The sequence below is a fragment of the Ohtaekwangia sp. genome (assembly GCF_036568665.1).
Taxonomy (GTDB): domain Bacteria; phylum Bacteroidota; class Bacteroidia; order Cytophagales; family Cyclobacteriaceae; genus Ohtaekwangia.
The window spans coordinates 1-22,950 of the sequence record NZ_DATCSD010000181.1; the positions used below are offsets into that span (position 1 = coordinate 1).

Here is a 22,950-nt window from a genome sequence, read left to right on the forward strand (position 1 = left end):
GATCGTGAAGGCTATCGCATTGTATACGATCTGAAGAAAGATGCCATCTCGAACATCGTACTGAATAACCTGTATAAATATACGCAGCTTCAATCCTCGTTTGGTGTAAACAATGTGGCGCTTGTAAAAGGTCGCCCGCTGACACTGAATCTGAAGGATATGATCAAGTACTTCGTGGAGCACCGTCATGATGTGATCGTGCGCAGAACGAAGTTTGAGCTGGCAGAAGCAGAGCGCAGAGCTCACATACTCGAAGGATACCTGATAGCACTCGATCACCTCGATGAAGTGATCAGCCTTATCCGTAATTCAAAAGACCCGGAAGCAGCGAAAGATGGATTGATGTCGCGCTTCGGTTTGTCAGAGATACAGGCAAAAGCCATCCTGGATATGCGACTCCAGCGACTCACAGGTCTGGAGCGCGATAAGATCCAGCAGGAGTACAAAGAAGTGAAAGAACTCATCGACCGGTTGAAAGATATACTTGCGAATGAGCCGCTGCGGATGCAGATCATCAAAGATGAATTGCTCGACATCAGAGAGCGTTATGGTGATGATCGCAGAACTACGGTTGTTCACAACGAAGATGATATTACCGTAGAAGATATGATCCCGAATGAAGAGATGGTGATCACCATTTCTAACCAGGGGTATATCAAACGCACGTCATTGTCAGAATACAGAACGCAGGGCAGAGGTGGCGTTGGTTCGAAAGGTGTAACCACCAAAGATGACGACTTTACCGAGCACTTATTTATAGCGCAGGCGCATAACTACCTGTTGATCTTTACCGATCAGGGTAAAGTATATTGGAAGAAAGCATACGAGATTCCCGAAGGTAACAAAACATCTAAAGGAAGAGCGGTGCAGAACCTGATCAATATAGAGCCGGGCGATGCTGTGCGCGCGATCATCAATGTGAAGAACCTGACAGACGAACAGTATATCAACAATAACTATGTGATACTCTGTACCGAGAAAGGTACGATCAAGAAAACAGCACTCGAAGCATACTCACGTCCGCGCCAGGGAGGTATAAATGCGATCACCATTCACGAAGGCGACAGGCTGTTGAATGCATCGCTTACCAATGGAAACAACCACATTATCATTGCAAAGAGCGAAGGTAAAGCAGTACATTTCCATGAATCGGATGTACGCCCGATGGGACGTATGGCTGCTGGTGTTCGCGGTGTTACATTGGATTCTGAAACCGACAAAGTTATAGGCATGGTTTGCATTACCCGTGAAGATGCTAACTTGTTGGTGGTATCGGAGAATGGTTATGGTAAGCGTTCTTTAACGGATGATTATCGTATTACCAAACGCGGTGGTATGGGTGTAAAGACACTCAACATCACAGACAAAACTGGCAAACTTGTTGCCATCAAGGAAGTGGTTGATGAAGATGAACTGATGATCATCAACCGCTCCGGTATAACGATTCGCATTAAAGTAAGTGAATTACGCGTGATGGGACGTGCAACACAGGGTGTTCGTTTGATCAAGCTGAATGAAGACGACCGAATATCTTCTGTGGAGAAGATTCAGCAGATTGTGGAAGTGAAGAGCGAAGGAGGAGAGGGATTGGATTCTACCACGCGACCAATCGTACAACCTGAAAATTCTATTTCCGAATCGGAAGAAGAAGAGGATATAGAAATAGAAGAAGATATAGATGATACACCGGACAACGATGAGCCGGAAGATGACTCGAACAACCACGATACAGAACAACAATAACCCACAATTAACTAACGAACAATGAAAAAGATAGCAGTTCTATTATTTCTGATCATACCAGGAATGGTGTTGGCGCAGAAAGAAGCAAAACCTAATATCAACAAAGCGATTACGGCTTTGAAGAACGGAAAGTTCGAAGAAGCTAAATCTACTATCGATGCAGCTACTACCTACGAGAAAACCATGACGGATGGTAAGACTTGGTTTTACAGAGCTGTAATTTACGGAGCATTGGATACTACAACGAGCTATACTTCTACTGAGAACCTGGCAGGTATAGCAGCAGAATCGCTGAAGAAAGCAGATGAACTGAGCAATGGTAAATCTTCAGCATACTTCGTTCAGGATAAAGCGGGTAACATGGTATTATATGACCAGGTGATTAACCTGATCGGTAATGCATACCTGGTGAAAGGTGATAAGGCTTTTAGCGCTGAAGATTTTAAAGGTGCATTGAAGCAATTTGAAAAAGGTATAGCATTCAAGGCAAACAAGCCTGATACTACTTTCTATGAATATGCAGGATACGCTGCCTATAACTCAGAAGAAAGACAAAAAGCGATGGATTTCCTTACCAAGTATGCTGACCTGGGTGGAAGAAGAACACAAGCGTTGACCATGCCTGCATTGCTGGCGTATGAAGATCAGAACTTCGAAGCAGCACTTACCAGCGCACAGAAAGTATTGAAGATCCTTCCTAATCATAAAGATCTGAAAGCTGTTGAGTTGAACTCACTCATTCAGTTGAAGCGCTACGATGAAGCAGCAAAAAATCTGGAAGTAGCCGTAAAAGCTAATCCGAACGATGCACAAAGTATATATCTGTTAGGTGTACTGAACACCGAGTTGAAGAAACTGGAAGATGCAAAAGCGAACTTTGAAGCTGCACTGAAAATTCAACCTGATTTCTTTGATGCTCAGTTTAACCTGGCTAACTACTTCCTGATTGAAATTGACAAAACAACACAGGACATCAACGCACTGGGTATATCTTCAGCAAATGCGAAGAAAAAACAAGAGCTTGTTCAGAAGCGCGTAAAGCAAAGCGAAGCTGCTATACCTTACCTGGAGAAAGCCGAAAAAATGAAAGCACCTTCACAAGATGCAGAGATCGAGTTGTTGCATAAACTCAGCCTGCTGTATTACTATATAGCAGATGATAAGAACAACGAGCGTGTAGCGAAGAAATTGAAAGCACTGGGTGTAGAAGACTAAGCTATAGGAAGCAATATTATTTGGAAAGGGGCGCAAGCCCCTTTCTTTTTTATCACACACCAGGATTGTTGTCGGTTTAATTTTCCACTATATTTCTAGGAAGTAAAAAACCAACAACCATCCTATGTCTGAAACTGTAATCACGAAAGAACAACGGAGAACACTCTGGTTTGTTATTTCCGCTTCCTCTGTCGGCACACTTATCGAATGGTATGATTTCTATATCTTCGGAAGTTTAGCTACCATTTTATCCGACCAGTTTTTTCCCAAGAGTAATCCTACCGCAGCATTTCTCTCTACATTAGCAACTTTCGCTGCCGGATTTATTGTGCGTCCCTTCGGGGCTATAGTATTCGGGCGCCTTGGAGATATAGTGGGCAGGAAATATACCTTTCTCATTACACTCATACTTATGGGTGGTTCCACCTTTGCTATAGGGCTTGTGCCCGGTTATGATTCAATAGGTTTTTTTGCTCCCGTAATTGTGTTGATACTTCGCTTACTTCAAGGGCTCGCTTTGGGCGGTGAGTATGGCGGAGCAGCAACCTATGTAGCAGAGCATGCACCGGCAGCGCAACGCGGATATTATACCAGCTTTATCCAGACAACGGCTACACTGGGACTTTTTGTTTCCATCGGAGTTATACTGGCTGTGCGCGGATCGATGGAGATAACCGAGTTTAACGACTGGGGCTGGCGTATACCTTTTATACTCTCCTCCATACTTGTGGGTGTCTCTATATTTATTCGCATGCGCATGAACGAGTCACCGTTATTTGCCAAGCTCAAAGCTGAAGGTAAAGTATCGAAGAACCCGATCAAGGAAAGCTTTGGTAATAAAGAAAACCTGAGGCTCGTGCTCATTGCGTTGTTTGGTGCTGCGGCTGGTCAGGGCGTTGTGTGGTATACCGGACAATTCTATGCCATGACCTTTATTGAAAAGACCTGCAACGTAGAGTTTGTACAAACGCGAAACATTATAGCGCTCGCACTGGTAATAGGCACTCCGCTGTTTATATACTTTGGCTGGCTGTCGGATAAGATTGGCCGTAAAGGTATAATGATGGTGGGCATGCTGCTGGCGGTGTTGTTATACCGGCCTGTATATAAAGAGCTATATGCACTCACTGATGTAAAGGATAAAAAAGAATTTACCGGTGAGAAAAACATTACCAAGACCTCGCGTGTTACCGACAAGGGCGATTCTGTTTCAGTGAAGAAAACAACGCATGTATATGATGACGGCACCAGGCTGACAGAGACCGTGAGCACGACCAAAGCACGATCGGGTAAGACTACATCTGAAAATAAAAAAGAGGTTATCCTCAACAACGATTCGTTCTATAAAATAGTGGGGCTGGTGTTCGTGCAATTGGTTTTAGTAACGATGGTATATGGGCCGATCGCGGCATTTCTCGTGGAGCTTTTCCCTACACGCATACGGTATACTTCCATGTCGTTGCCCTATCACATCGGCAATGGTATCTTTGGTGGGCTCACGCCTTTGCTGGCTACCAGTTTATTTGAACTGAGTAAAACAGAAACTAATCCTGCCGGTGATCCGTTGGCAGGATTGTGGTACCCGATTATTGTGGCTGCCATTACATTTGTGGTGGGTATGATCTTTTTGAAGAACAAACCCAAGGCTGCTATCGACTAAAGAAAATCTGTAAACATATATGCCCTTTACACCAGCGCATCCGGCGATCGTACTTCCGTTCTTGCGAACCCGAAAACTATCTGCTACTGCGTTGGTGATAGGGAGCATGGCACCCGACTTTGAGTATTTCTTCAAGCTGAGTGTAGACAGTGAGCATAGCCATACTTTATGGGGCCTGCTATATTTTGATCTGCCCGTGGTATTTTTTCTATCACTGTTATTTCACCTGGTAGTGAAGCAGAATCTTATCCGTAATCTTCCGTATTTCTTTCAACAACGTTTTCAGGATACCTTGAACTTTGATCTGGCCGCCTATATCCGGTCAAACTATATATGGTTTATACTGTCGGCATTACTGGGTTCGGCTTCTCATCTTTTTTGGGATGCCTTTACGCATGCCAGCGGTTTCTTTGCACGCGAGCTTCCGTTTTATGAAGGCACCGTTGTGCCGTTTGATGGTGTACGCTACCCGTTGTTCTATGCATTGCAGCACATCAGCACAGTAATAGGTCTTACATTGGTGGCAGCCTGTATACTTTTACGCAAAGAGCAACCGGTGTCTATATACTCCAGGCCATCCGTTGTATACTGGCTTAGCCTTATGCTCATAACGGCCGGGGTAGTGGTTGTGCGGTTTATGATTTATTCGGCAGACTATAATTTAGGAAATGTTGTAGTAAGCAGTATCAGTGGAGTTTGTATAGCGCTTGTTGTTAACGGAATGCTTAAATTCAGGAGTATAACTACTGCCTGATGGCCAAGAAAAATTCTCAATGGGCGCAAGTTGGTAAACGAAAGGTTGAGCTCTCCAACCTGGACAAGATATTGTTCCCGGAAGATGCTATACTGAAAGCTGAAGTAATTCAATATTATCTTACCATTGCCCCCACCATTCTGCATCATATAAAGGGAAGAGCGCTTACACTGATCCGTTTCCCTGATGGTATACATGGTGAAAGTTTTTACCAGAAGAATCGTCCCGAGTGGGCACCCGATTGGCTGGAGTTTGTAACACTCGGCAAAGAAAAGAAAGACTATATTATTGCCACCGAGCCCGCCTCGCTGGTGTGGCTGGCAAACCTGGCTTCGCTCGAGCTTCACCAGTTACATGGTCGTAAACCTAATTATGATTTTCCAGACTATATCGTATTTGATCTTGATCCTCCCGAAGGCTACGACTTTCGTAAACTCATTCCGATTGCGTTCGAACTAAAAGAACAGATCGAAGCACACGGATATACTCCGTTTGTAAAAACTACCGGAGGAAAAGGTATACATATATGTTGCCCGATAGAAGCGAAGTGGGATTTTCATACTGTATTTGAAGCAGCACAGGATATAGCGAAACCTTTTGTGGACGATCGCCCGAACACGGTTACACTGCAGATCAAGAAAGAAGCGCGCAAGGGCCGGGTACTGGTAGATATATTTCGCATCCGCTCCGGACAAAGTATAGTTTCGCCCTATAGTTTGCGCGGGCGTGTAGGCGCACCGGTATCCATGCCACTTACGTGGGAGGATTTGAAAGACCTGAGTGATCCGCGAAAATATAACATCAAGACTGCGCTCGATAAACTTGCACAGGATGGCGATGTATGGGAGGGATTTGATGCGTATGCTGTAGAGATTCACACGCACCGAAAGAAGACACCTTCTAAAAGTAAAAAGCTTCCGGCTTCGGCTAAACATAAATCACCCGAACAACTGGAGGCCTATGCGAAGAAACGCGACTTCGAAAAAACACCGGAGCCTTCAGCAATGAAGGCAGAGGCTACCGGAAATAGTTTTGTAGTACATCGCCACCATGCTTCGCGATTGCATTATGATCTGCGACTTGAACAGGATGGTGTGTTGAAATCGTGGGCTGTGCCGAAAGGACTTCCTCCGTATCCTGGAGTGAAACGCCTCGCAGTACAAACCGAAGATCACCCGATGGAGTATCTCACCTTCGATGGTAAAATTCCGAAAGGGCAATACGGTGCAGGCGAGATGTGGATCTATGCGTTGGGTAAATATCAGATCACAAAAGAAAAGAAAGACGGCTTTTACTTTCGGCTTAGCAGTAAGGAAGTAAGCGGTGAATATCGCATACACAAAATGAAAGAAAAGGAATGGTTGCTGGAACGCGTAGATGAACCACAGGTCAATTACCTAAAGCAGTCTATTGAACCCATGTTATCCGAATCTACCGATAAACCACCCACTGGCGATACACATCTTTTTGAAATGAAGTGGGATGGTATACGGGCACTGATTGTATTGGAGGATGGACAGATTACGCTGCGCACGCGCAATCACAACGATGTGACTATACAATTTCCGGAACTGCTCGATGGCAGTAAAGCGTTTCGGGCTACCAATGGTTTATTTGACGGAGAGATTGTTTGTCTCGATAGTGAAGGTAAACCTGTATTCAAACGCGTCATCAACCGTATGATGACCACAGGCGAAACCAACATTCAAAAACTTACCAGGACCAACCCGGTATATTGCTATATATTTGATTGCCTGTACCTGGATGGAAGAGTACTGGTAAATGAGCCACTGCTGAAACGAAAAGAGTGGCTCAAAGATGCCGTGCGCCCTGAGACACCCTATCGCGTAAGTGAATTTGTAGAAGATGGTGATGCCTTGTTTCAGGCAGCGAAGTTGCATTCGCTGGAAGGCATTATGGCGAAGGAGAAAACGAGTAAATATCTATCCGGTCGCCGAAGTGATTGCTGGGTCAAGATCAAGATACGCCAGACAGCCGAAGTAATAATTATAGGCTATACCGAAGGGAAAGGTGAACGCCAGACTTTATTCGGAGCCTTGCAAATGGCTGAGCGCGTTGGCGATGAACTGCAATACCGTGGCAAAGTAGGGACCGGTTTTGACGATGCGCTAATGAAAGAGATTTTCAAATCGCTGAAAAAGATAGATATAGTAAAGAAGACAACCGCTGTCGGTAATTTTGTTGATGCCAATAAAACTATATGGCTTGCTCCGGTGATAATAGCGGAGATCAGTTACGCTAAATTTACGCCCGACCGTATGTATCGCGAACCGGTATTTATCCGGCTGAGACCCGATCTATAGGTATAGATTTACTTTACTACGCAGATTTTTCCTTTCAGCTTGGTATCTACCTTCATGCCGAGCGACTCAGCTTTCTTCAGGTCATCGCAGGCTTCGGTAAGTTTCTCCAATCTATATTTGGCAATCGCCCGGTTATAATAAGCAGGAGCCGAGTCAGGCACATATACCAGCGCTGCCGTATAGTCGTCCGCAGCATCTTTATACCGCTCAAGCTTCATCAGTATATTGGCACGGTTGATCCACGCTTTTACAAAACTCTCCTTCACTTCAATGGCTTTGGTATAGTCAGAGAAAGCCCCGGTATAATCTTTCAGACGTTCCTTTACTATACCGCGACTGAGCCATATCTCCGGATCTTTTGTTTCAATCTCCAGCGCTTTGTTATAGTCGTCCAGTGCACCTTTCAGGTAGCCACCTTCCATGCGCTGAAACGCGCGCTCCAGGTAAGGTGCCAGCATACTCGAATCACTTTCTATAGCCTGCTCCAACGGATCGGCTGCTGCTTTCTTATCGCCCTGCACCCGCTTGAACACCGCGATGTTATGTAAAGCCACTGTATGCTGGGGATTAATGGTGAGTGCTTTCTTGAAATCTTCCAAAGCAGCCGTAGTATCTTTCATACTTTGCTTCGACAGGCCGCGGTTCACATAAAAGTCTGCTTCCTTTGGAGATAACATAATGGCTGAGTCAAGCCATGCTATAGATTTAGGGAAGTTGTTTCGCTTCTGATCGATTACGCCCAGGTAATTATAGATGAGCGGACGGATAGAACTCTGCGCAGTCATAACCTGGTTGCTGCCCGAAGTAGTAGGTGAGGTGTTGAAAAATATAGTCTGCGTTGCTCCAGCCGGTGCGTTGAGGTAATGGTTGAAGTCTTCGTAAGCCTGGTCGTATTTCTTTAATTGATAGCGAACCAGTCCGCGGCTGAAGAGTGCTTCCGGATTGGTGGGATTGCGTTCCAGGTAAATGCTATAGTCAGTCAACGCGCCCTCAAAGTCTTTGAGTTGCTCACGTGTGGAAGCGCGAAGTACATACGCCTCAGTAAACCCGGGGTCTTCCTTTAAACATTCGTTGAGCAGTATCAACGCCTTGGTATAGTCGTTTTTATCGCGGGCTTCCTGTGCCTGTTCATAAAGATCGTCAGGTCTGATTTTCTTCTGGGCCAATGCGGCCGTTGTAAACACCAGCAGGTAAAAAATAAAGTGCACTCTCATGATCACGAAATATAACGAAAGAATCATCGCTTTCTTGCAAACCCTTTCCATCCAAAACCTGTTTAATGGAGCATGGAAACCACGAAAAAAAGCACTCGAAAGTCCGAGAGCAAGGCTTCGGATGAAAAAATAAAATCAGCCTACATCAATTACCTTCTCACCGAAGGAAAACAGCCAGCATCGGTGTTCAAGTTTTGCCTCGACAACGGTATGAAGGAAGATGATTTTTATACCCACTTCGGATCATTCGAGGCGCTGGAGCGAAACATCTGGAAAGGCTTTATCGATGTAACGATCAGCCGATTGGAAGCCGATGCTTCATTCAACGAGTTCTCCAGTCGCGAGAAAGTACTCGCATTCTATTTTACATTGCTCGAAGAGCTGCGCGCTAACCGGAGCTATGTATTGCTTCAACTCGGTCATGTAAAACGCATTGAATTTACTCCCGGCTATCTGAAGAGCTTCAAGGAAACATTCGAGACTTTCTTTGAGAACCTGCTCAACCAGGGCAAAGGTAAAGGAGAAGTAGCCACACGGCCTTACCTCGATAAACGTTACCCGCAGTTATTCTGGCTGCATTTCGGATTTATACTCACTTTCTGGAAAGATGACGACAGCACAGCGTTTGAAAAGACAGATGCTGCTGTTGAGAAGTCCGTGAACCTGGCATTCGACCTGATTGGCAAGGGTGCTGTGGATGCTGCGATCGACTTTGGAAAATTCCTCTATCAGAATAAACGATAATCACACATCACACTATATATCTATATACATACCCGTACATTTTAACTTTTACAAGTAACTCATGAAAGAATTTGAGCGGATACCGGTAACAAAAGTTCAACGGGCAACCAAGTTTATTACAACCGGTGCGAAGATCGGAACCAACTACCTGAAACATTACGGCAAAAAACTGATCAACCCGGATGTAACGAAAGATCAGTTACATGAAGACAATGCCAATGACATTTACAATTCTCTCAGCGAATTGAAGGGAGGCGCTTTAAAGGTAGCGCAGATGTTGAGCATGGATAAAAATCTTTTGCCCACAGCCTACCAGCAAAAGTTTGCTATGGCACAATATAGTGCTCCGCCATTATCCTATCCGTTAGTGGTAAAAACTTTTGTGAATCACTTTGGCAAAGGACCCGAACAAATATTTGAAACCTTTACCCGTAAAGCAGTAAATGCTGCTTCGATGGGACAGGTACATCAGGCAACACTCGGTGGCAAAAAGCTCGCGGTAAAGATTCAGTATCCCGGTGTAGGCGATAGTATAAAATCAGATTTAGCGATGGTGAAGCCTATAGCACTCAGCATGTTTAATCTGAACCCGGTGGAGTATGATGAGTTCATTAAAGAAGTAGAGACACGGATGCTGGAAGAGACAGATTATAGTCTGGAACTGAAACGCTCCATTGATCTTTCGCAGCGCAGCAGAGAAGTAAAGAATATAGTCTTCCCGCATTACTACCCGGAGTACTCGTGCGCGAAGATATTAACGATGGACTGGCTCGAAGGAAAGATGCTGGGCGAGATTGTAGCGAAAGATTTACCAGCCGGTGCTGCCAACAAGATTGGTCAGGCTATGTGGGACTTTTATCATTTTCAGATGCACCAGCTGAGAGCAGTACATGCCGACCCGCATCCCGGTAATTTTATTATCACCGATGACTATAAACTCGGCATTATCGATTTTGGATGTGTGAAAGTTATACCGGAGAATTTTTACAATGTATATTTCCGGTTGCTGGATGCCGATATACTTACCGATAAGAAAAAACGTGACTATGTTTTTGAACAGTTACGTTTCATATATCCCAGCGACACTGCGAAGGAAAAAGCGTTCTTTATGAGCATCTTCGAGAAACTGGTGGAGTTGTTGAGTCGTCCGTTCCGTGCAGAATCATTTGATTTTTCGAATGATGGTTATTTCCAGGAGTTATTCGCCTTTGGTGAAAGCCTGGCCAACATGAAAGAGCTACGCGAATCGAAAAAGGCGAGGGGCGTTGGCGAAGCAATCTATATCAATCGTACGTACTTTGGTCTTTATACCATTCTGCACGATCTCGGGGCAACGGTAAAAACCGGATATTAAAATAGAGGCAACTATATATATAGCAAAAAGGGACTTCAATGAAGTCCCTTTTGCTTTTTGAGGAATTAGTTAGAGGCATGTTGTCGGTGAAATACATCTTTTACGGATAACAAATAACTGTTACCTGCTAACGATTAACCGAACCCGAATATCGAACAAGGAACATCGATTAACGAATGTCGAAGTTTAAATACACACACGGCTATATATACTCTCACTACCTCAGGAAAGCATCGGCTTTTGCAAAGAACCAGGTTGGGTCATCGTAGAATATAAAGTGCTTTGCCGTATCGCTGATTTCTATAGTGGCTTGTTTTACATTGCTTACCTGTGCCGTATATCCGGCAGTAGCCGCATCGTGTGTAACGCCATAGTTCTTATAAGCAACCCAAGCACCCATGAGCAGTACCGGGCAATCTATAGCAGCCACTGTAGAACGCAGGTCGGTCGACATCATTTCGTACATGACCTGTGCTTGTGTTTTTACGTCAGCTTTTTTGGCGATCTCCATCACTTCATCAATGCGTTGTGGACTGGTGATCATCGAGCCTAGAAACATTTTTGTATTGGCTTCAAACTGTTCATGAGTTTGAGAGCTCATGTTCTTATACATATTGTCGGCAACCGGTTTGGCAGTTTCAACAGTAGCGCCCGGCATTTGCAAGGCAGGCATAAACGGAACGCCATCTACCGCGATAACTTTTTCAAATAATCCGGGAGCAGATGCAGCGGCCCAGAATGAAATAAAGCCACCCATACTATGGCCAACAATCACCGGCTTTTTCAATTTCTTATTCTTAGCGTATGTAATGATATCATCTTTTACAGCAGCCAGAAAATTCTCTTTTAATAAAGGAGCATTGCCACCAAAGCCTGCGAGTGTAAGTATATGGCACTCATATTTATCCTGGTAATGTGCTACTGTTTCTTTCCATACATCGCCACTGCAGGTGAGGCCGTGAATGAGGATCATCGGTTTTCCTTTACCGGTAACTTGTACAGTAAAATAATTTTGTCCGTGCGATGCCAGTGTACCGAGCAACAGGGCGATGAACAATCCGATGATGGGAAGAGAGAAGATGCGTTTCATAATGGTTATGTTTATTGGGTTTATGTTGTGTTTGATGGCTCAAAACAACGCATCACACTCCGGCTCTGAAATTTTTATTGACTAACTGTATTTTTCGGTTGACGATCCTTGCATTGGGGGCAGTATAAGAGAAGATGAAGCAAGGGCCGGTCGTGCAAAACCGGGTGGTCAAAGCTTTTATACATTTGGTCAATGAAATTACTGAAACTCCCTTTTCACTTCCGTATTTTAGATCGAATATGAAAAAGCGATCAACTTTCTGGCAGGCATTCTTCCGGTATAAAGTGCACCATATACTCTTCTGGTTAGCCTACTTTGTATTCTGGCTGTCGTTCTATCAGGCCATGTATACCTTCTGGAGGGTCTTTATCAACACCCTTCTCTATATGGTCTTTAATATGACCGCATTTTATAGTGTGGTATATTATCTGTTTCCCATGTATCTCAATAAGCGGAGATATGGTTTGTTTGTACTTTTTGCTTTTATAGCGATCGTAATATCTTCTGCCATGCTGGCGGCCGGGTTACTCATCAATATGAAGTTCCTGGCAAACATGAAATTTGAATATAGCTACTGGCAAACGTTCATCGTGGCATTCATGTCAACATCGGCCATGACGGGTATATTGGCATCGGCCAAGCTCATTAAAGATAAGATTCAATCCGACCGCACAACGCAACAGCTAGAGCAACAACGCCTGGAAACAGAATTGCAATACCTGAAAGCACAGGTAAACCCGCACTTCCTGTTCAATGCCATCAATAGTGTATATTTCCTGATCAAGAAAGATCCGGATAAAGCATCCGAAACGTTGATCAAACTAAGTGACCTGCTGCGCTTTCAGCTATACGATTGCTCCGATGAAAAGATACCCTTCGAGAAAGAGCTGGAATATCTGCAGAACTATATAGCGCTGGAGAAGCTAAGAAAAGGTGAGCGTGTAAAGGTTGAATACACAGCAGAAGGTCAGTTGGGTGGATTTCAGATAGCGCCCTTTCTGCTCATTCCTTTTCTGGAGAACGCTTTCAAGTATGTTTCCAACTATGCCGATTATGCCAATACCATTCGGGTAGAACTCTTTCGCACGCACGATAGATTTACCGCGCGCTTCTTCAATACACATGAAAATCTGCCGCGCAATACCGTAGGAGGGATTGGTTTGAAGAATGTAAAGCGCAGACTTGAACTGCTATACCCTGATCAATACGAGCTTACGATAGAGGAGAAACCCGATACCTATTTTGTTACCTTGTCGCTAAAAATAGCATGATGCGAAAAATACAGACCATTGTTGTAGAAGACGAACCACTGGCACGCGAAGGCTTGCTGAACTATATACGTGATATTGATTTTCTGGAAGTAAAGGCATCGTGCGAAAATGCCCTGGAAGCCAATCAGGCATTGTCGGGCGGAAATATAGACCTGATGTTTCTGGATATACAGATGCCCAAGATCACCGGTATAGATTTTCTGAAATCGCTCAAAGAACCACCGATGGTGATTATGACTACCGCGTATCCTAATTTTGCCCTGCAGGGGTATGAGTTGGATGTATTGGATTACCTGGTGAAGCCTTTTCCGTTCGATCGCTTCCTGAAGTCCGTAAACAAAGCACGTGACTTCTTTGAACTGAAAACCAAACCCCGCGAGCGCGATGAAAAACCAAAGGAGGACTACTTCTTTGTGAAGTGCGATTATCGCTACGAGAAGATACACTTTGATGATGTGCAGTATGTAGAAGGTATGGAAAACTATGTGGTGATCCACACCGCAGCCAAACAATTTATGACGTTGCTGCGCATGAAGAACATGGAGGAGATCCTTCCGGCTATGTCATTTGTACGAATACATAAATCGTATATCGCCTCGATAAAGGCTATTTCATCCATTGATGGTAATGAAGTGGTGATCGGCCATAAGAAACTTCCGCTCAGTCGCGAGAAGAAAACCGAGATATTAGACCGGTTGCTGCGGAATTAGAACTTGTGGGGCTGGCGGCCTGTAGGGGAAGCGTTGGATCTTGAAATGATTGCTTAAAATTTATTTTGATAATACGATTCATTATCAGTACTTTAGTACTGTTCATTTCATTTTTTAAACTAAGTAACTATGCGCGCCATCTGGAAAGGACACATTCAATTTTCACTTGTAACAATCCCCGTCAGAATTTACAACGCCATCGATACTGGCCAGACCATCAGCTTCAACCTGCTTTCGAAAGAAGGACATAACCCGGTGAGCTATGAGAAGAAAGATAAAGTGACAGGGCAAACGCTCAAGACGGAAGATATCATCAAAGGCTATCAATATGAACCCGGGCAGTATGTGATCATCGACCAGGAAGACTTCGACAAGGTTAAACTGAAAAGTGAAAAGGTTATTGAGATTGAAGGCTTTGTCGATTCATCGGAAGTGCATCCTACACTTTATGAAACCCCTTATTATATAGGTCCTGATGGAGATGTAGCTGCGAAAACGTATGGCTTGCTGAGTCAGACGTTGAAGGAGACCGGACGTATAGCTGTAGGTAAAGTAGTGCTTCGCGATCGTGAAACACCTGTATTGTTGTCACCTATGGATGGCGGTATGGTAATGTATCGCTTGCGTTTCCCCAATGAAGTTCGCAGTATGCGGGAAGTACCGCAGCTACTCGAAGTTAAAGCAGACAAGGAACAATTGAAGCTGGCCAAGACGCTGGTAGATTCCATGACTACCAAGTTTGCCAATATTGAAATGAAGGATCACTACTACGAAGCGTTAAAGAATATCATTGATGCTAAAGTAGCCGGCAAAGAAATTGTTACTCTCACCGAAGAAATACCGAAGGTAGTAGATATCATGACGGCCCTGAAGGCCAGCATTGATGCTGCGAAGAAGCCGATGGAAAAAGCCAAAGGGGAAACGGCCAAGAAGGCCAAAGCTGAAAAAGAGAAACCCGCCAAAACCGCGAAACGAAAAGCGAGCTAGCGCTGTTTTCTACCTTGAGTGACCCAGTTGTTCAGCCGTTAAATAGTTAGCCGCGGTAGGTAGACATATTGCTTCTTCCGGTGAACGAGTAACGCTTCGCTGTTAACGATTAACAAATATCTGCCGTTCACTTTTAGCAGATATAGCTTACCTTTACACCGTGGCGAAAATCATCCAGTTTAAAGTCAATCCCGTTCCCGAGAAATTCGGTCCACAGCCCGTTCGTAATAAACGTGGCAATGTAAAAGAATTGGAGAAGCATGGCCAACTGAACCTCTTTACCGGAGGCAAAGTGGTAAGACTGAACCAGCTCTCTATTTTTGAAGAAGCATTGATGCTTGATGATCAGGGCGATAAAGCCTCTGCGCGGCTTCACTACCTGAAGGCTATAGAAGAGCTCGATTCACCTGCCGATGCCTATTGCAATCTGGGCATTCTCGAATTTAAAGAAGGACAGATTACGAAAGCGATTGATTTCTTTACGCGTTGTTTGAAAGAAGAGCCCCGTCACTTTGAAGCACACTATAATCTCGCGAACCTCTATGCCGAAGTAGGTAATTTTGCGTTGGCTAAAGTACATTATAGTGTTTCGATTGAAATAGAACCTACATTCCCCAACAGTCATTTTAATCTCGGACTCACGCTGGCGATGAATAAAGAGTTTACCGAAGCCATTGAAGCATTGAAGCACTATCGCCAGCTTACACCCAAGAGTGATCATACCCAGGTAGATGATCTGATCCTCAAGCTGCAGAGCACCTGAAATATTTGAACCATTATTCGTGAATGGTTAATGGTGGCTTTCACTTTAGCATTCGTTAATCGTGTGACTTTCCGTCTTTCGGTCTTTTTTTACATCGTCCAGATCGTAATAAAAAACAGGAAGAACCGGTATACTTCCAACGCTACAAACAATCCCAAAATACCAGCGAAGGCTTTCAGAATAAGTCGCTTTCCCCGCTGGCTATAGAATGTGCGGGCAGCATAAAATATATAGTACAGGTTGGTGGATACAAAGATGATGGTAAGCGTAAGATCATTCAGGTATATACCATACGATGAGGAATGGCTGAACCGAAATATAGCATTGATCAACGCGAAGAGTAAACTTAATGCTATAGCATTTATAGCGAGGTTAAAACTGGTAAGTTCTACCGAGAACGCTACGTGATCGGTAAAGTAACGGTTCTTCTTACGAAAGATCAGGCTAAGTGGTAACGAGGCAAGCACAACAAACACCACAACCAGTAATTTTGCCAGGCTGGTAGTTTTATCATTATACATCAGCTCAAAACCCTGCATGGTCATGCCATCTTTCTTTAATATTCCCGCTACAACCTTTTGCGCCAGCTTGCTATGGGGCAGCACGTGAAGTTGTGTATAGAGCGATGAGTTGAACATCTGCAGCACCGGAAAGAGAAAGTATATCAGGTTGAGTATAAAGAACATTTGCAGCGGTCGCATATACATGACCCTGCGCCCATCTACATATTCCCTGGAAAGAAGGCCGGGCTTGGCAACGGTATACCACAACGACTTCAGAAATTTATTATCGACAATAGTAGAAGCTACCAGCAGGTGGCCCATTACTGATTTGATCTGACGCTCTTGGGGTTCAATGATCTTTTCACCGCAGAGGTTGCAATAGAGACCAACAAATGTATTACCGCAGCTTTTGCAGGTGTGCTCCTGGGCAGAAAGGTTATCCATTATAAGTGTAAGAATAGAGTACAGCGCATTGTCACGCAAGTTGTTTTAATATTTTTCGGGCGCGAACGGTAAACGCAGGCGAGGCATAAGGCAACTGATCTTCCAGTATGATTTTCAGTTCTTTCTTCAGATCCGGTATAGTTTGAATCAGTTGATGGAGCACCGTCATGGCGAATGCTTTTATGGCTACCGGCTCGCGGCCATCCTGCAGGTATTGAAAACACAATGAAACAACCTGGCCATGATGGCGCGATGGTATATCACAGAACTGAAGCAGTCGCATGGTATTTCGTTTAACAGCATCATGAATGTCCGGCTGTTCAAGATAGTCGATGATCCGCTTGAGGTGAGGTTTGATCAACACAGGGTTGCGTTCAACACAGAGCCCGAGTGGCCAGGCGGCACGTTGTGTAACGCGGTAAGGACCGGCCAGGTAAACATCAACTAACACTTTAAAACGTTGCCTGTTATCTAACACATAATCAGCGATCTTACTTGCCTGCTTTTTGGAATGCTCGCGTAAAATTTCCTGCCGTAAATCCATTGAAAGGGTATTTGATCAATTAGCCGTAAACAGCAACCGATAATCTTCTCAAAATAAATGTTTTTGATCAGGTCAGTTACATTTGAATCAGAATTAACTGTGACCTATGGGAGTAATGTTCGCACTACTGTCTACTGCTTTAATCCAGATTGGTCTCTGTATCTTTTGTTTCATTAAAAAAGCTCGTTTGAAAGTTTAATACAACTTCCTATATTTTTCTCGGGCACGTGGAGCTTTTTACAAGAACAAAAGGCGGCCACGTTTTTTATTTTGTCATAGTCCTAAAAATGATCTATATTCAATGCCCAAGCCCTCGCGCATGACAACACTGAGCATGTCAAAAAAGAAATTATTCACCGCGGACTATGAGATCCATGCGTCTATCAAGATGCTGTATCCCTATATTCAAACTGCGAGCGGACTTGCTGAGTGGTTTGCTGATGATGTAAGAATCAACAATGAAGACAAGTGCTTTACTTTCTTCTGGGATAGCGAAGTACACAAGGCAAAACTTGTTGGACACAGAACCAATCACTTTGCGCGCTTTGAATTTTTACCTGAGAACGATGATGACACGCGCGACCCTTCGTATTTCGAACTTCGACTCGAGTTTAATGAACTGACTCAATCTGTTTACCTGAAAATATTTGACTACTCCGACTTTGATGATCACAAGGAACTTCAGGACCTGTGGGATGGTTTGATTGAAATCTTGCGAAAGACCGTAGGAGGATAGTTGTAGTGAAGTGTTTATGTGTTCAGGTGTTGGCGTAAGGCGAACTTGAAAGTGAATTAACTGAGTATACTACCAGAAGGCTTCTTTTTAAGGAGCCTTTTTTGTTTTATCACATTGCCATATTTAGTTTCGTGACCAACTATGAACGCCTACATTGCCTGGAACGTAAAGCCTGAGATCTTTACCTTATATATAGCGGGATATGAATTGCCCGTTCGCTGGTATGGAGTTCTGTTTGCCTGCGGATTTTTGGTAGCACAACAGATACTGTCCTATATCTACCGCAAAGACCTGAAACCATCGCGTGATATTGATACAATAACACTCTATGCAATTGCCGGAACAGTTTTGGGTGCGCGACTTGGTCACTATATATTTTATGAATGGGAGTTATTGTTCGATGAACCCGGCACGTGGTTAATAAGCCTGATAACACCTCCATTTTCCGGATTGGCCAGTCATGGTGCGGGAGTTGGAATTTTTATTGCGCTATATCTTTACTCACGCACAAAAGCAGATCAACCATTTTTGTGGGTTACCGATCGCGTTGCTATTGTAGCACCGATAAGCGGAGCTTTTATCCGGCTGGGTAATTTAATGAACTCTGAGATCTATGGAGGCGAGACATCTTTGCCCTGGGGATTTATCTTTGAACGTGAAACAGATCCTGCCTTGCTGCCACTCGCACCACGACATCCCACTCAACTCTACGAGATACTGGTTTGTGTAGTGTTATTTGCATTTACCTTTTACCTGTGGAAAACAAAACGCTCTGAAATTCCGATGGGCACTATAACGGCTATTTTTCTGATCGTACTTTTTACTTCACGATTTATCATCGAGTTCATCAAAAACAATCAGTCAGGCTTTGAAAACAACATGGCGCTGAACATGGGGCAACTGCTGAGTATACCTGGCATTGTAATGGGCATTGTTATACTGGTGATCATGAACAGGAAGCCAAAGGAATTATAAGCTGGATGTAATTTTTATAGAGCTTCTTCCTATAAATATTAAATAGCAGCCTCATTTTTGACAAAGAAGCAAGTGGGGTGGGGATTCTCGCGGGGAGATTGCATTCTGTAGGTATACAGCATGCTCGAAATGACGGAGTTTATATATACTATGTTTTTCTTACTTTGATCGTGAGGCTTTCTCTTGGGTTGTCAACCAGTAATTGTCTGATCTCGTTTTCCGTGAAACCTTCTTTCCTCAGGGCCGGGATGAACGTTTCAAATATACCGGTATATCCGCGAAAGTTGCCTCCATTGGGTTCGCCTACCCAATACCAGCCGGCATCCTGCGAGATCAGTGTTTTGTGAAGCAGCTTTTGTTCCTTCATAAATTTCACAAAGTCTATGTGCTTCGCTATACTTTCGGGCTCTGCTGTATTGATACCGTCAAACTCGATCCACGCACCCATATTGGCTGCACGCAGGTGTATAGCTTTATCGTTTTCCAGTTGTGCATGTACCCAGCGGAAAGCGCTGGCATGTACACCCGCTTTTTGAAGTATAGCCAGTTCTTGCAGTGCAGCTTCTCCATTGCCGGTATGTGCAGATATACTCAGCCCTGTTTGCAAATGTGTGAGTGCTACAGCCGCTAATATCTTTTGGCATACAGCGGGAAGCGGCCCTTCATCTACAGACGTTTTTATTAATCCGGGAAATATACCCGAGTCATCTATACCTTGCCGAAATTCTTTTACCCATCGTGCTGATAATTGTTCCGCTGTTTCAGTATAAGCGTGAGCTGGCAGAAATTTTTGTTGCACCGCGCCATAGTATCCGGTAGTAGTAAATATATTCAGTCCGCTGGCTTGAGAAAGACGTTTTAATATTCGTGCATCTCTGCCAAGATATACCGGTGTGCAATCAACAAACGTGTTGCAGCCGGCTTTCTTCAGTTCGAGAAGATAGGGCAGCGCTTTCTCTACAACCTGGTCAGCGTTATAGCGATGCGTTCCAGTTTCTGCTGCTCCTATAAAATCAGCCATAATGTGTTCATGAATAAGTGTGACCCCTAATGCATTCGGTTTTATAGGACCCTGTACACCGATCAATGAATCGCTCTTACGTTGTGCCATTATTACAGAAGGCATCATTAACACCGAGCCCGTAAGTATAGTAGTCCCCTGCAAAAATGTTCTTCTGTTCATAGGAGGGAAGTTTGATTACTTAAAAATAAAGCAATCCCTTATCACTTCTCTAGCAGAAGAGTTATAGCCTGCCGTACAACTTTATATACCACACGAAATACTCTTTTGTGCCGCTAGCCTCCAGGTCATTGAAAGTATATATCTTTTGCGGACTCCGTGCCCTTTTACACACTCAGACCTTCGACTCAGCAGTCGGGAGCCTTTAAGGGGGTAACTGCGACAATTGCACAGGGCAATTACGTTTATCACAAAAAAATCACGTTAAAACTTGTGCAACCGATCAATTGCATATTTATTTGCAACCAATTAGTGGCGCATATAGTCACCTGAGAGACGAGACGTATTAGATCTGCTATTAAAAAGTATAAACTCAAAAGTAATTTCAGTTATGTTCAAGACCATTTTCAAGAAAGATCTCGCGAATAAAAAGATGCTTATTGCGCGTGAGTTTGAAGGCACAGTAGAAGAAGTATGGCAGGCGTGGACCACCAGCGAAATACTGGATCAATGGTGGGCACCTAAACCCTGGAAAGCTAACACGAAGTCGATGGATTTCCGCGAAGGTGGTTATTGGCTATACTATATGCAGAGCCCTGAAGGGGAGCGGCACTATGCCAAAATAAACTACAAAAAGATTACAGCACCTACGGTATTTGAAGCGATCGACTCGTTTTGTGATGAGAATGGTGTGGAGAATAATTCTATACCACACATGCACTGGCGCACAAGTTTTAAACCTTCGGCTAATGGTAACACACTGGTAGAAATTAATATTACCTATGCATCCCTGAAAGATCTGGAGACCATTGTTGAGATGGGCTTTGAAGCAGGCTTTACAGCGGCACATGAAAATCTTGATCAATACCTGAGGGCGAAATTCAAGTTGCGCAGTGAGTTGAAGAAAGATAATGTAACACGTGTAACTACCTATCTCAACTTTCCCGGCAATACAGAAGAAGCGTTTACTTTTTATAAGAAAGTATTTCGCAGTGAGTTTAGCGGAAAAGGTATACAACGTTTTGGAGATATACCCGCTGATGCCGGTCATCCGCCTGTAGCAGATAATATAAAGAAAATGATATTACATGTTGAGCTCCCTATACTGGAAGGTCAACATATACTTATGGCTACTGATGCGCCTCAGGAGATGGGGTTTACATTAACCACTGGCAATAACATGCATATATGTCTGGAGCCTGCTACCCGTACAGAGACCAAACGTTTATTTGATGAGCTCTCTGAAAAAGGAAATGTTACCATGCCGTTGATGGATATGTTCTTTGGCGCATATTATGGCTCCTGTACGGACCAGTACGGTATAAACTGGATGGTAAATTGCACGGAGAAAAAATAAAACCGGTTAGAATAAAAGGAGAGAGCGATGCATTGGCGTGCATCGCTCTCTTTATGTACAGGTATTTATATAAATGATGACAAAGACCCTGTTACGCAGCATCCGCCAATATAGCGGGGCTTACTTGTGGCGCTTCTTCCGTTACGGTGCGTTTGCGTGTTTGCATGAACAACATTAGTAAGACACCGATAAAAGAAGCAATGATGAGATAGCCAACGCCCAGCATCACAACATTTTGTATATGCAGTGCATTTACAACTGTATAGCTGAATATAGAGGTAATAATGAACATGCTTCCGCTGGTGATGCCCACCACTGTTCCTGCATTGGATGTGAAACGGCCTAATGCGTAAGTATAAAATGTATTGTATGTAAAACCTGAGGTCATGTGTATGAGCATAACCATAGCCATCATTACAATCAGGTTAGGGAAGATATACATGAATACAATGGTAAGACTTGCGAGTATTAAAAGCAGCGGGCCGACAACCATTATCTTGCGAGTGATGGAATGGTTGATAAGTGCTTTGCTGAGCAGACCACCGGACAAGACAGCCAGGCCTGACAAAAGAGATGAATTACCTGTGGCGACTGCTGACTGATGAAATACATTTTCGATGATGAATGGACTTGCCATGTTATAGAGCATGATGGTGGAAAAACAAAGTCCAAGGATCATAACGCTGATCGCATAATCGGGTGTGCTGAGTATAGAGGAGTATACATTTAGGAGTGGACGAATTTTAAATGACTGAGGTGTCTTCAATGTTTCACCACTATAGACAAGTTCCAGAACAAGAAGAGTAAGTGTGGCTATCGCGAGAAAGTAGAAGTTTGATTCCCATCCAAAGAAATGTTGCAGAAATCCGCCAATGAAAGGAGCGATGATCGGTGCTGTTGACCAGATAATAGCGAACAGACTTGTATAGTGTTTTAGCTGGCTCCCCGTATATACATCCATAAAGAAAGCTCGTTTGCCAACGACAATCAATGCTACTGATATACCTTGAACAACGCGCATGGTTAGCAACACCGGCAGGCTGTTGGTTATACCGATGGTGAAAGAAGCAAGTGCAAAAATCAGGAGAGAAGCCAGGCTGAGACGATAGCGTCCAAAGGCATCCAGTATACTTCCAACAAAGAGCTGGGCGATTCCACTGCTGATTATAAAAATGACAAGCGACAATTGGATGTCGCCACGATTGGTGCCAAAAAATGCTGCCATAGCCGGAAATGATGGAACATAAATGTCTGTCGCGAATCCTGAGAGCGGCATCAGTGCGAATGCCAGCACGGTACTGATTTTTACATTGCTTTCTTTTAAAATGTTCATAAAGATTTACAGTTACATTGGGTTATTTGCTTTTAATTCATCTTATTTT

At 43.9% G+C, this 22,950-nt stretch carries 20 protein-coding genes; 14 read left to right on the top strand and 6 right to left on the bottom strand.

Features of this window, described 5'->3' with window-relative positions:
• From VIN08_RS10360 to ligD, 5 genes are all read left to right on the top strand, one after another.
• Positions 1 to 1,743 (top strand): DNA gyrase C-terminal beta-propeller domain-containing protein (locus VIN08_RS10360; protein WP_331964170.1); only part of this gene is annotated, 1,743 nt, incomplete at its 5' end.
• A gap of 21 nt (positions 1,744 to 1,764) precedes the next feature.
• Entirely contained in the window at positions 1,765 to 2,958 is a 1,194-nt protein-coding gene (locus tag VIN08_RS10365) for a tetratricopeptide repeat protein (protein WP_331964174.1), read from the top strand.
• A gap of 124 nt (positions 2,959 to 3,082) precedes the next feature.
• Complete coding sequence (locus VIN08_RS10370) at positions 3,083 to 4,618, top strand: MFS transporter (protein WP_331964177.1); 1,536 nt, start codon at positions 3,083 to 3,085, stop codon at positions 4,616 to 4,618.
• A gap of 19 nt (positions 4,619 to 4,637) precedes the next feature.
• Entirely contained in the window at positions 4,638 to 5,372 is a 735-nt protein-coding gene (locus VIN08_RS10375) for a DUF4184 family protein (protein ID WP_331964180.1), read from the top strand.
• Entirely contained in the window at positions 5,372 to 7,696 is a 2,325-nt protein-coding gene (ligD, locus tag VIN08_RS10380) for a non-homologous end-joining DNA ligase (RefSeq protein ID WP_331964183.1), read from the top strand. Before VIN08_RS10375 ends, ligD begins: the two co-directional genes overlap by 1 nt.
• An 8-nt stretch (positions 7,697 to 7,704) precedes the next feature.
• Here ligD and VIN08_RS10385 read toward each other — a convergent pair whose 3' ends face one another.
• Complete coding sequence (locus VIN08_RS10385; RefSeq protein ID WP_331964186.1) at positions 7,705 to 8,910, bottom strand: tetratricopeptide repeat protein; 1,206 nt, start codon at positions 8,908 to 8,910, stop codon at positions 7,705 to 7,707.
• 72 nt (positions 8,911 to 8,982) lie between these two features.
• On the opposite strand from VIN08_RS10385, the gene VIN08_RS10390 reads away from it, so the two are divergent.
• Positions 8,983 to 9,654 carry a TetR family transcriptional regulator C-terminal domain-containing protein gene (locus VIN08_RS10390; protein WP_331964189.1) on the top strand — a complete coding sequence of 224 codons (672 nt, stop codon included), beginning with the start codon at positions 8,983 to 8,985 and terminating at the stop codon, positions 9,652 to 9,654.
• A 61-nt stretch (positions 9,655 to 9,715) separates the two neighbouring features.
• Positions 9,716 to 11,008, top strand: coding sequence for an ABC1 kinase family protein (locus VIN08_RS10395; RefSeq protein WP_331964192.1), 1,293 nt, complete (start codon positions 9,716 to 9,718; stop codon positions 11,006 to 11,008).
• A gap of 217 nt (positions 11,009 to 11,225) precedes the next feature.
• On the opposite strand, the gene VIN08_RS10400 is transcribed toward VIN08_RS10395, so the two are convergent.
• On the bottom strand, positions 11,226 to 12,098 hold the full coding sequence (locus VIN08_RS10400) for an alpha/beta hydrolase (RefSeq protein WP_331964195.1): 873 nt from the start codon (positions 12,096 to 12,098) through the stop codon (positions 11,226 to 11,228).
• Positions 12,099 to 12,337: 239 nt separating this feature from the next.
• On the opposite strand from VIN08_RS10400, the gene VIN08_RS10405 reads away from it, so the two are divergent.
• From VIN08_RS10405 to VIN08_RS10420, 4 genes are all read left to right on the top strand, one after another.
• A complete protein-coding gene (locus tag VIN08_RS10405) occupies positions 12,338 to 13,369 on the top strand; it encodes a sensor histidine kinase (protein WP_331964198.1) in 1,032 nt (343 codons plus the stop codon).
• A complete protein-coding gene (locus tag VIN08_RS10410) occupies positions 13,366 to 14,079 on the top strand; it encodes a LytTR family DNA-binding domain-containing protein (RefSeq protein ID WP_331964201.1) in 714 nt (237 codons plus the stop codon). The genes VIN08_RS10405 and VIN08_RS10410 overlap by 4 nt, the downstream gene beginning before the upstream one ends.
• 129 nt (positions 14,080 to 14,208) lie before the next feature.
• The gene (locus VIN08_RS10415; protein ID WP_331964204.1) at positions 14,209 to 15,066 is read left to right on the top strand and encodes a Ku protein; all 858 of its coding nucleotides are present in this window, start codon (positions 14,209 to 14,211) and stop codon (positions 15,064 to 15,066) included.
• Positions 15,067 to 15,226: 160 nt separating this feature from the next.
• Positions 15,227 to 15,829, top strand: coding sequence for a tetratricopeptide repeat protein (locus VIN08_RS10420; protein WP_331964207.1), 603 nt, complete (start codon positions 15,227 to 15,229; stop codon positions 15,827 to 15,829).
• 89 nt (positions 15,830 to 15,918) lie between these two features.
• On the opposite strand, the gene VIN08_RS10425 is transcribed toward VIN08_RS10420, so the two are convergent.
• A complete protein-coding gene (locus VIN08_RS10425; protein ID WP_331964210.1) occupies positions 15,919 to 16,776 on the bottom strand; it encodes a DUF3667 domain-containing protein in 858 nt (285 codons plus the stop codon).
• Between the two features lie 31 nt (positions 16,777 to 16,807).
• Entirely contained in the window at positions 16,808 to 17,320 is a 513-nt protein-coding gene (locus tag VIN08_RS10430; protein ID WP_331964213.1) for a hypothetical protein, read from the bottom strand.
• 334 nt (positions 17,321 to 17,654) lie between these two features.
• Here VIN08_RS10430 and VIN08_RS10435 point away from each other — a divergent pair, with 334 nt between their 5' ends.
• A complete protein-coding gene (locus VIN08_RS10435) occupies positions 17,655 to 18,056 on the top strand; it encodes an START-like domain-containing protein (protein ID WP_331964216.1) in 402 nt (133 codons plus the stop codon).
• A gap of 141 nt (positions 18,057 to 18,197) precedes the next feature.
• Positions 18,198 to 19,031, top strand: a complete 834-nt coding sequence (gene lgt, locus VIN08_RS10440) for a prolipoprotein diacylglyceryl transferase (RefSeq protein ID WP_331964219.1) — start codon at positions 18,198 to 18,200, stop codon at positions 19,029 to 19,031.
• A gap of 148 nt (positions 19,032 to 19,179) precedes the next feature.
• On the opposite strand, the gene VIN08_RS10445 is transcribed toward lgt, so the two are convergent.
• Positions 19,180 to 20,214 (bottom strand): phosphotriesterase, encoded by a 1,035-nt coding sequence (locus VIN08_RS10445; protein WP_331964221.1) that lies wholly within the window; start codon positions 20,212 to 20,214, stop codon positions 19,180 to 19,182.
• 388 nt (positions 20,215 to 20,602) lie between these two features.
• Here VIN08_RS10445 and VIN08_RS10450 point away from each other — a divergent pair, with 388 nt between their 5' ends.
• Positions 20,603 to 21,568 (top strand): SRPBCC domain-containing protein, encoded by a 966-nt coding sequence (locus tag VIN08_RS10450; RefSeq protein ID WP_331964224.1) that lies wholly within the window; start codon positions 20,603 to 20,605, stop codon positions 21,566 to 21,568.
• Positions 21,569 to 21,659: 91 nt separating this feature from the next.
• On the opposite strand, the gene VIN08_RS10455 is transcribed toward VIN08_RS10450, so the two are convergent.
• On the bottom strand, positions 21,660 to 22,901 hold the full coding sequence (locus tag VIN08_RS10455) for an MFS transporter (RefSeq protein ID WP_331964227.1): 1,242 nt from the start codon (positions 22,899 to 22,901) through the stop codon (positions 21,660 to 21,662).
• Between the last annotated feature and the right edge of the window lie 49 nt (positions 22,902 to 22,950).

What these genes read in the sequence shown, in the direction of transcription:
- VIN08_RS10375 (WP_331964180.1), top strand. Translation starts at nt 4,638, where the DNA reads ATGCCCTTTACACCAGCGCATCCGGCGATCGTACTTCCGTTCTTGCGA.
- VIN08_RS10365 (WP_331964174.1), top strand. Translation starts at nt 1,765, where the DNA reads ATGAAAAAGATAGCAGTTCTATTATTTCTGATCATACCAGGAATGGTG.
- VIN08_RS10415 (WP_331964204.1), top strand. Translation starts at nt 14,209, where the DNA reads ATGCGCGCCATCTGGAAAGGACACATTCAATTTTCACTTGTAACAATC.
- VIN08_RS10405 (WP_331964198.1), top strand. Translation starts at nt 12,338, where the DNA reads ATGAAAAAGCGATCAACTTTCTGGCAGGCATTCTTCCGGTATAAAGTG.
- VIN08_RS10395 (WP_331964192.1), top strand. Translation starts at nt 9,716, where the DNA reads ATGAAAGAATTTGAGCGGATACCGGTAACAAAAGTTCAACGGGCAACC.
- VIN08_RS10385 (WP_331964186.1), bottom strand. Translation starts at nt 8,910, where the DNA reads ATGAGAGTGCACTTTATTTTTTACCTGCTGGTGTTTACAACGGCCGCA.
- VIN08_RS10400 (WP_331964195.1), bottom strand. Translation starts at nt 12,098, where the DNA reads ATGAAACGCATCTTCTCTCTTCCCATCATCGGATTGTTCATCGCCCTG.
- lgt (WP_331964219.1), top strand. Translation starts at nt 18,198, where the DNA reads ATGAACGCCTACATTGCCTGGAACGTAAAGCCTGAGATCTTTACCTTA.
- VIN08_RS10435 (WP_331964216.1), top strand. Translation starts at nt 17,655, where the DNA reads ATGTCAAAAAAGAAATTATTCACCGCGGACTATGAGATCCATGCGTCT.
- VIN08_RS10450 (WP_331964224.1), top strand. Translation starts at nt 20,603, where the DNA reads ATGTTCAAGACCATTTTCAAGAAAGATCTCGCGAATAAAAAGATGCTT.
- VIN08_RS10425 (WP_331964210.1), bottom strand. Translation starts at nt 16,776, where the DNA reads ATGGATAACCTTTCTGCCCAGGAGCACACCTGCAAAAGCTGCGGTAAT.
- VIN08_RS10410 (WP_331964201.1), top strand. Translation starts at nt 13,366, where the DNA reads ATGATGCGAAAAATACAGACCATTGTTGTAGAAGACGAACCACTGGCA.
- ligD (WP_331964183.1), top strand. Translation starts at nt 5,372, where the DNA reads ATGGCCAAGAAAAATTCTCAATGGGCGCAAGTTGGTAAACGAAAGGTT.
- VIN08_RS10370 (WP_331964177.1), top strand. Translation starts at nt 3,083, where the DNA reads ATGTCTGAAACTGTAATCACGAAAGAACAACGGAGAACACTCTGGTTT.
- VIN08_RS10430 (WP_331964213.1), bottom strand. Translation starts at nt 17,320, where the DNA reads ATGGATTTACGGCAGGAAATTTTACGCGAGCATTCCAAAAAGCAGGCA.
- VIN08_RS10445 (WP_331964221.1), bottom strand. Translation starts at nt 20,214, where the DNA reads ATGAACAGAAGAACATTTTTGCAGGGGACTACTATACTTACGGGCTCG.
- VIN08_RS10455 (WP_331964227.1), bottom strand. Translation starts at nt 22,901, where the DNA reads ATGAACATTTTAAAAGAAAGCAATGTAAAAATCAGTACCGTGCTGGCA.
- VIN08_RS10390 (WP_331964189.1), top strand. Translation starts at nt 8,983, where the DNA reads ATGGAAACCACGAAAAAAAGCACTCGAAAGTCCGAGAGCAAGGCTTCG.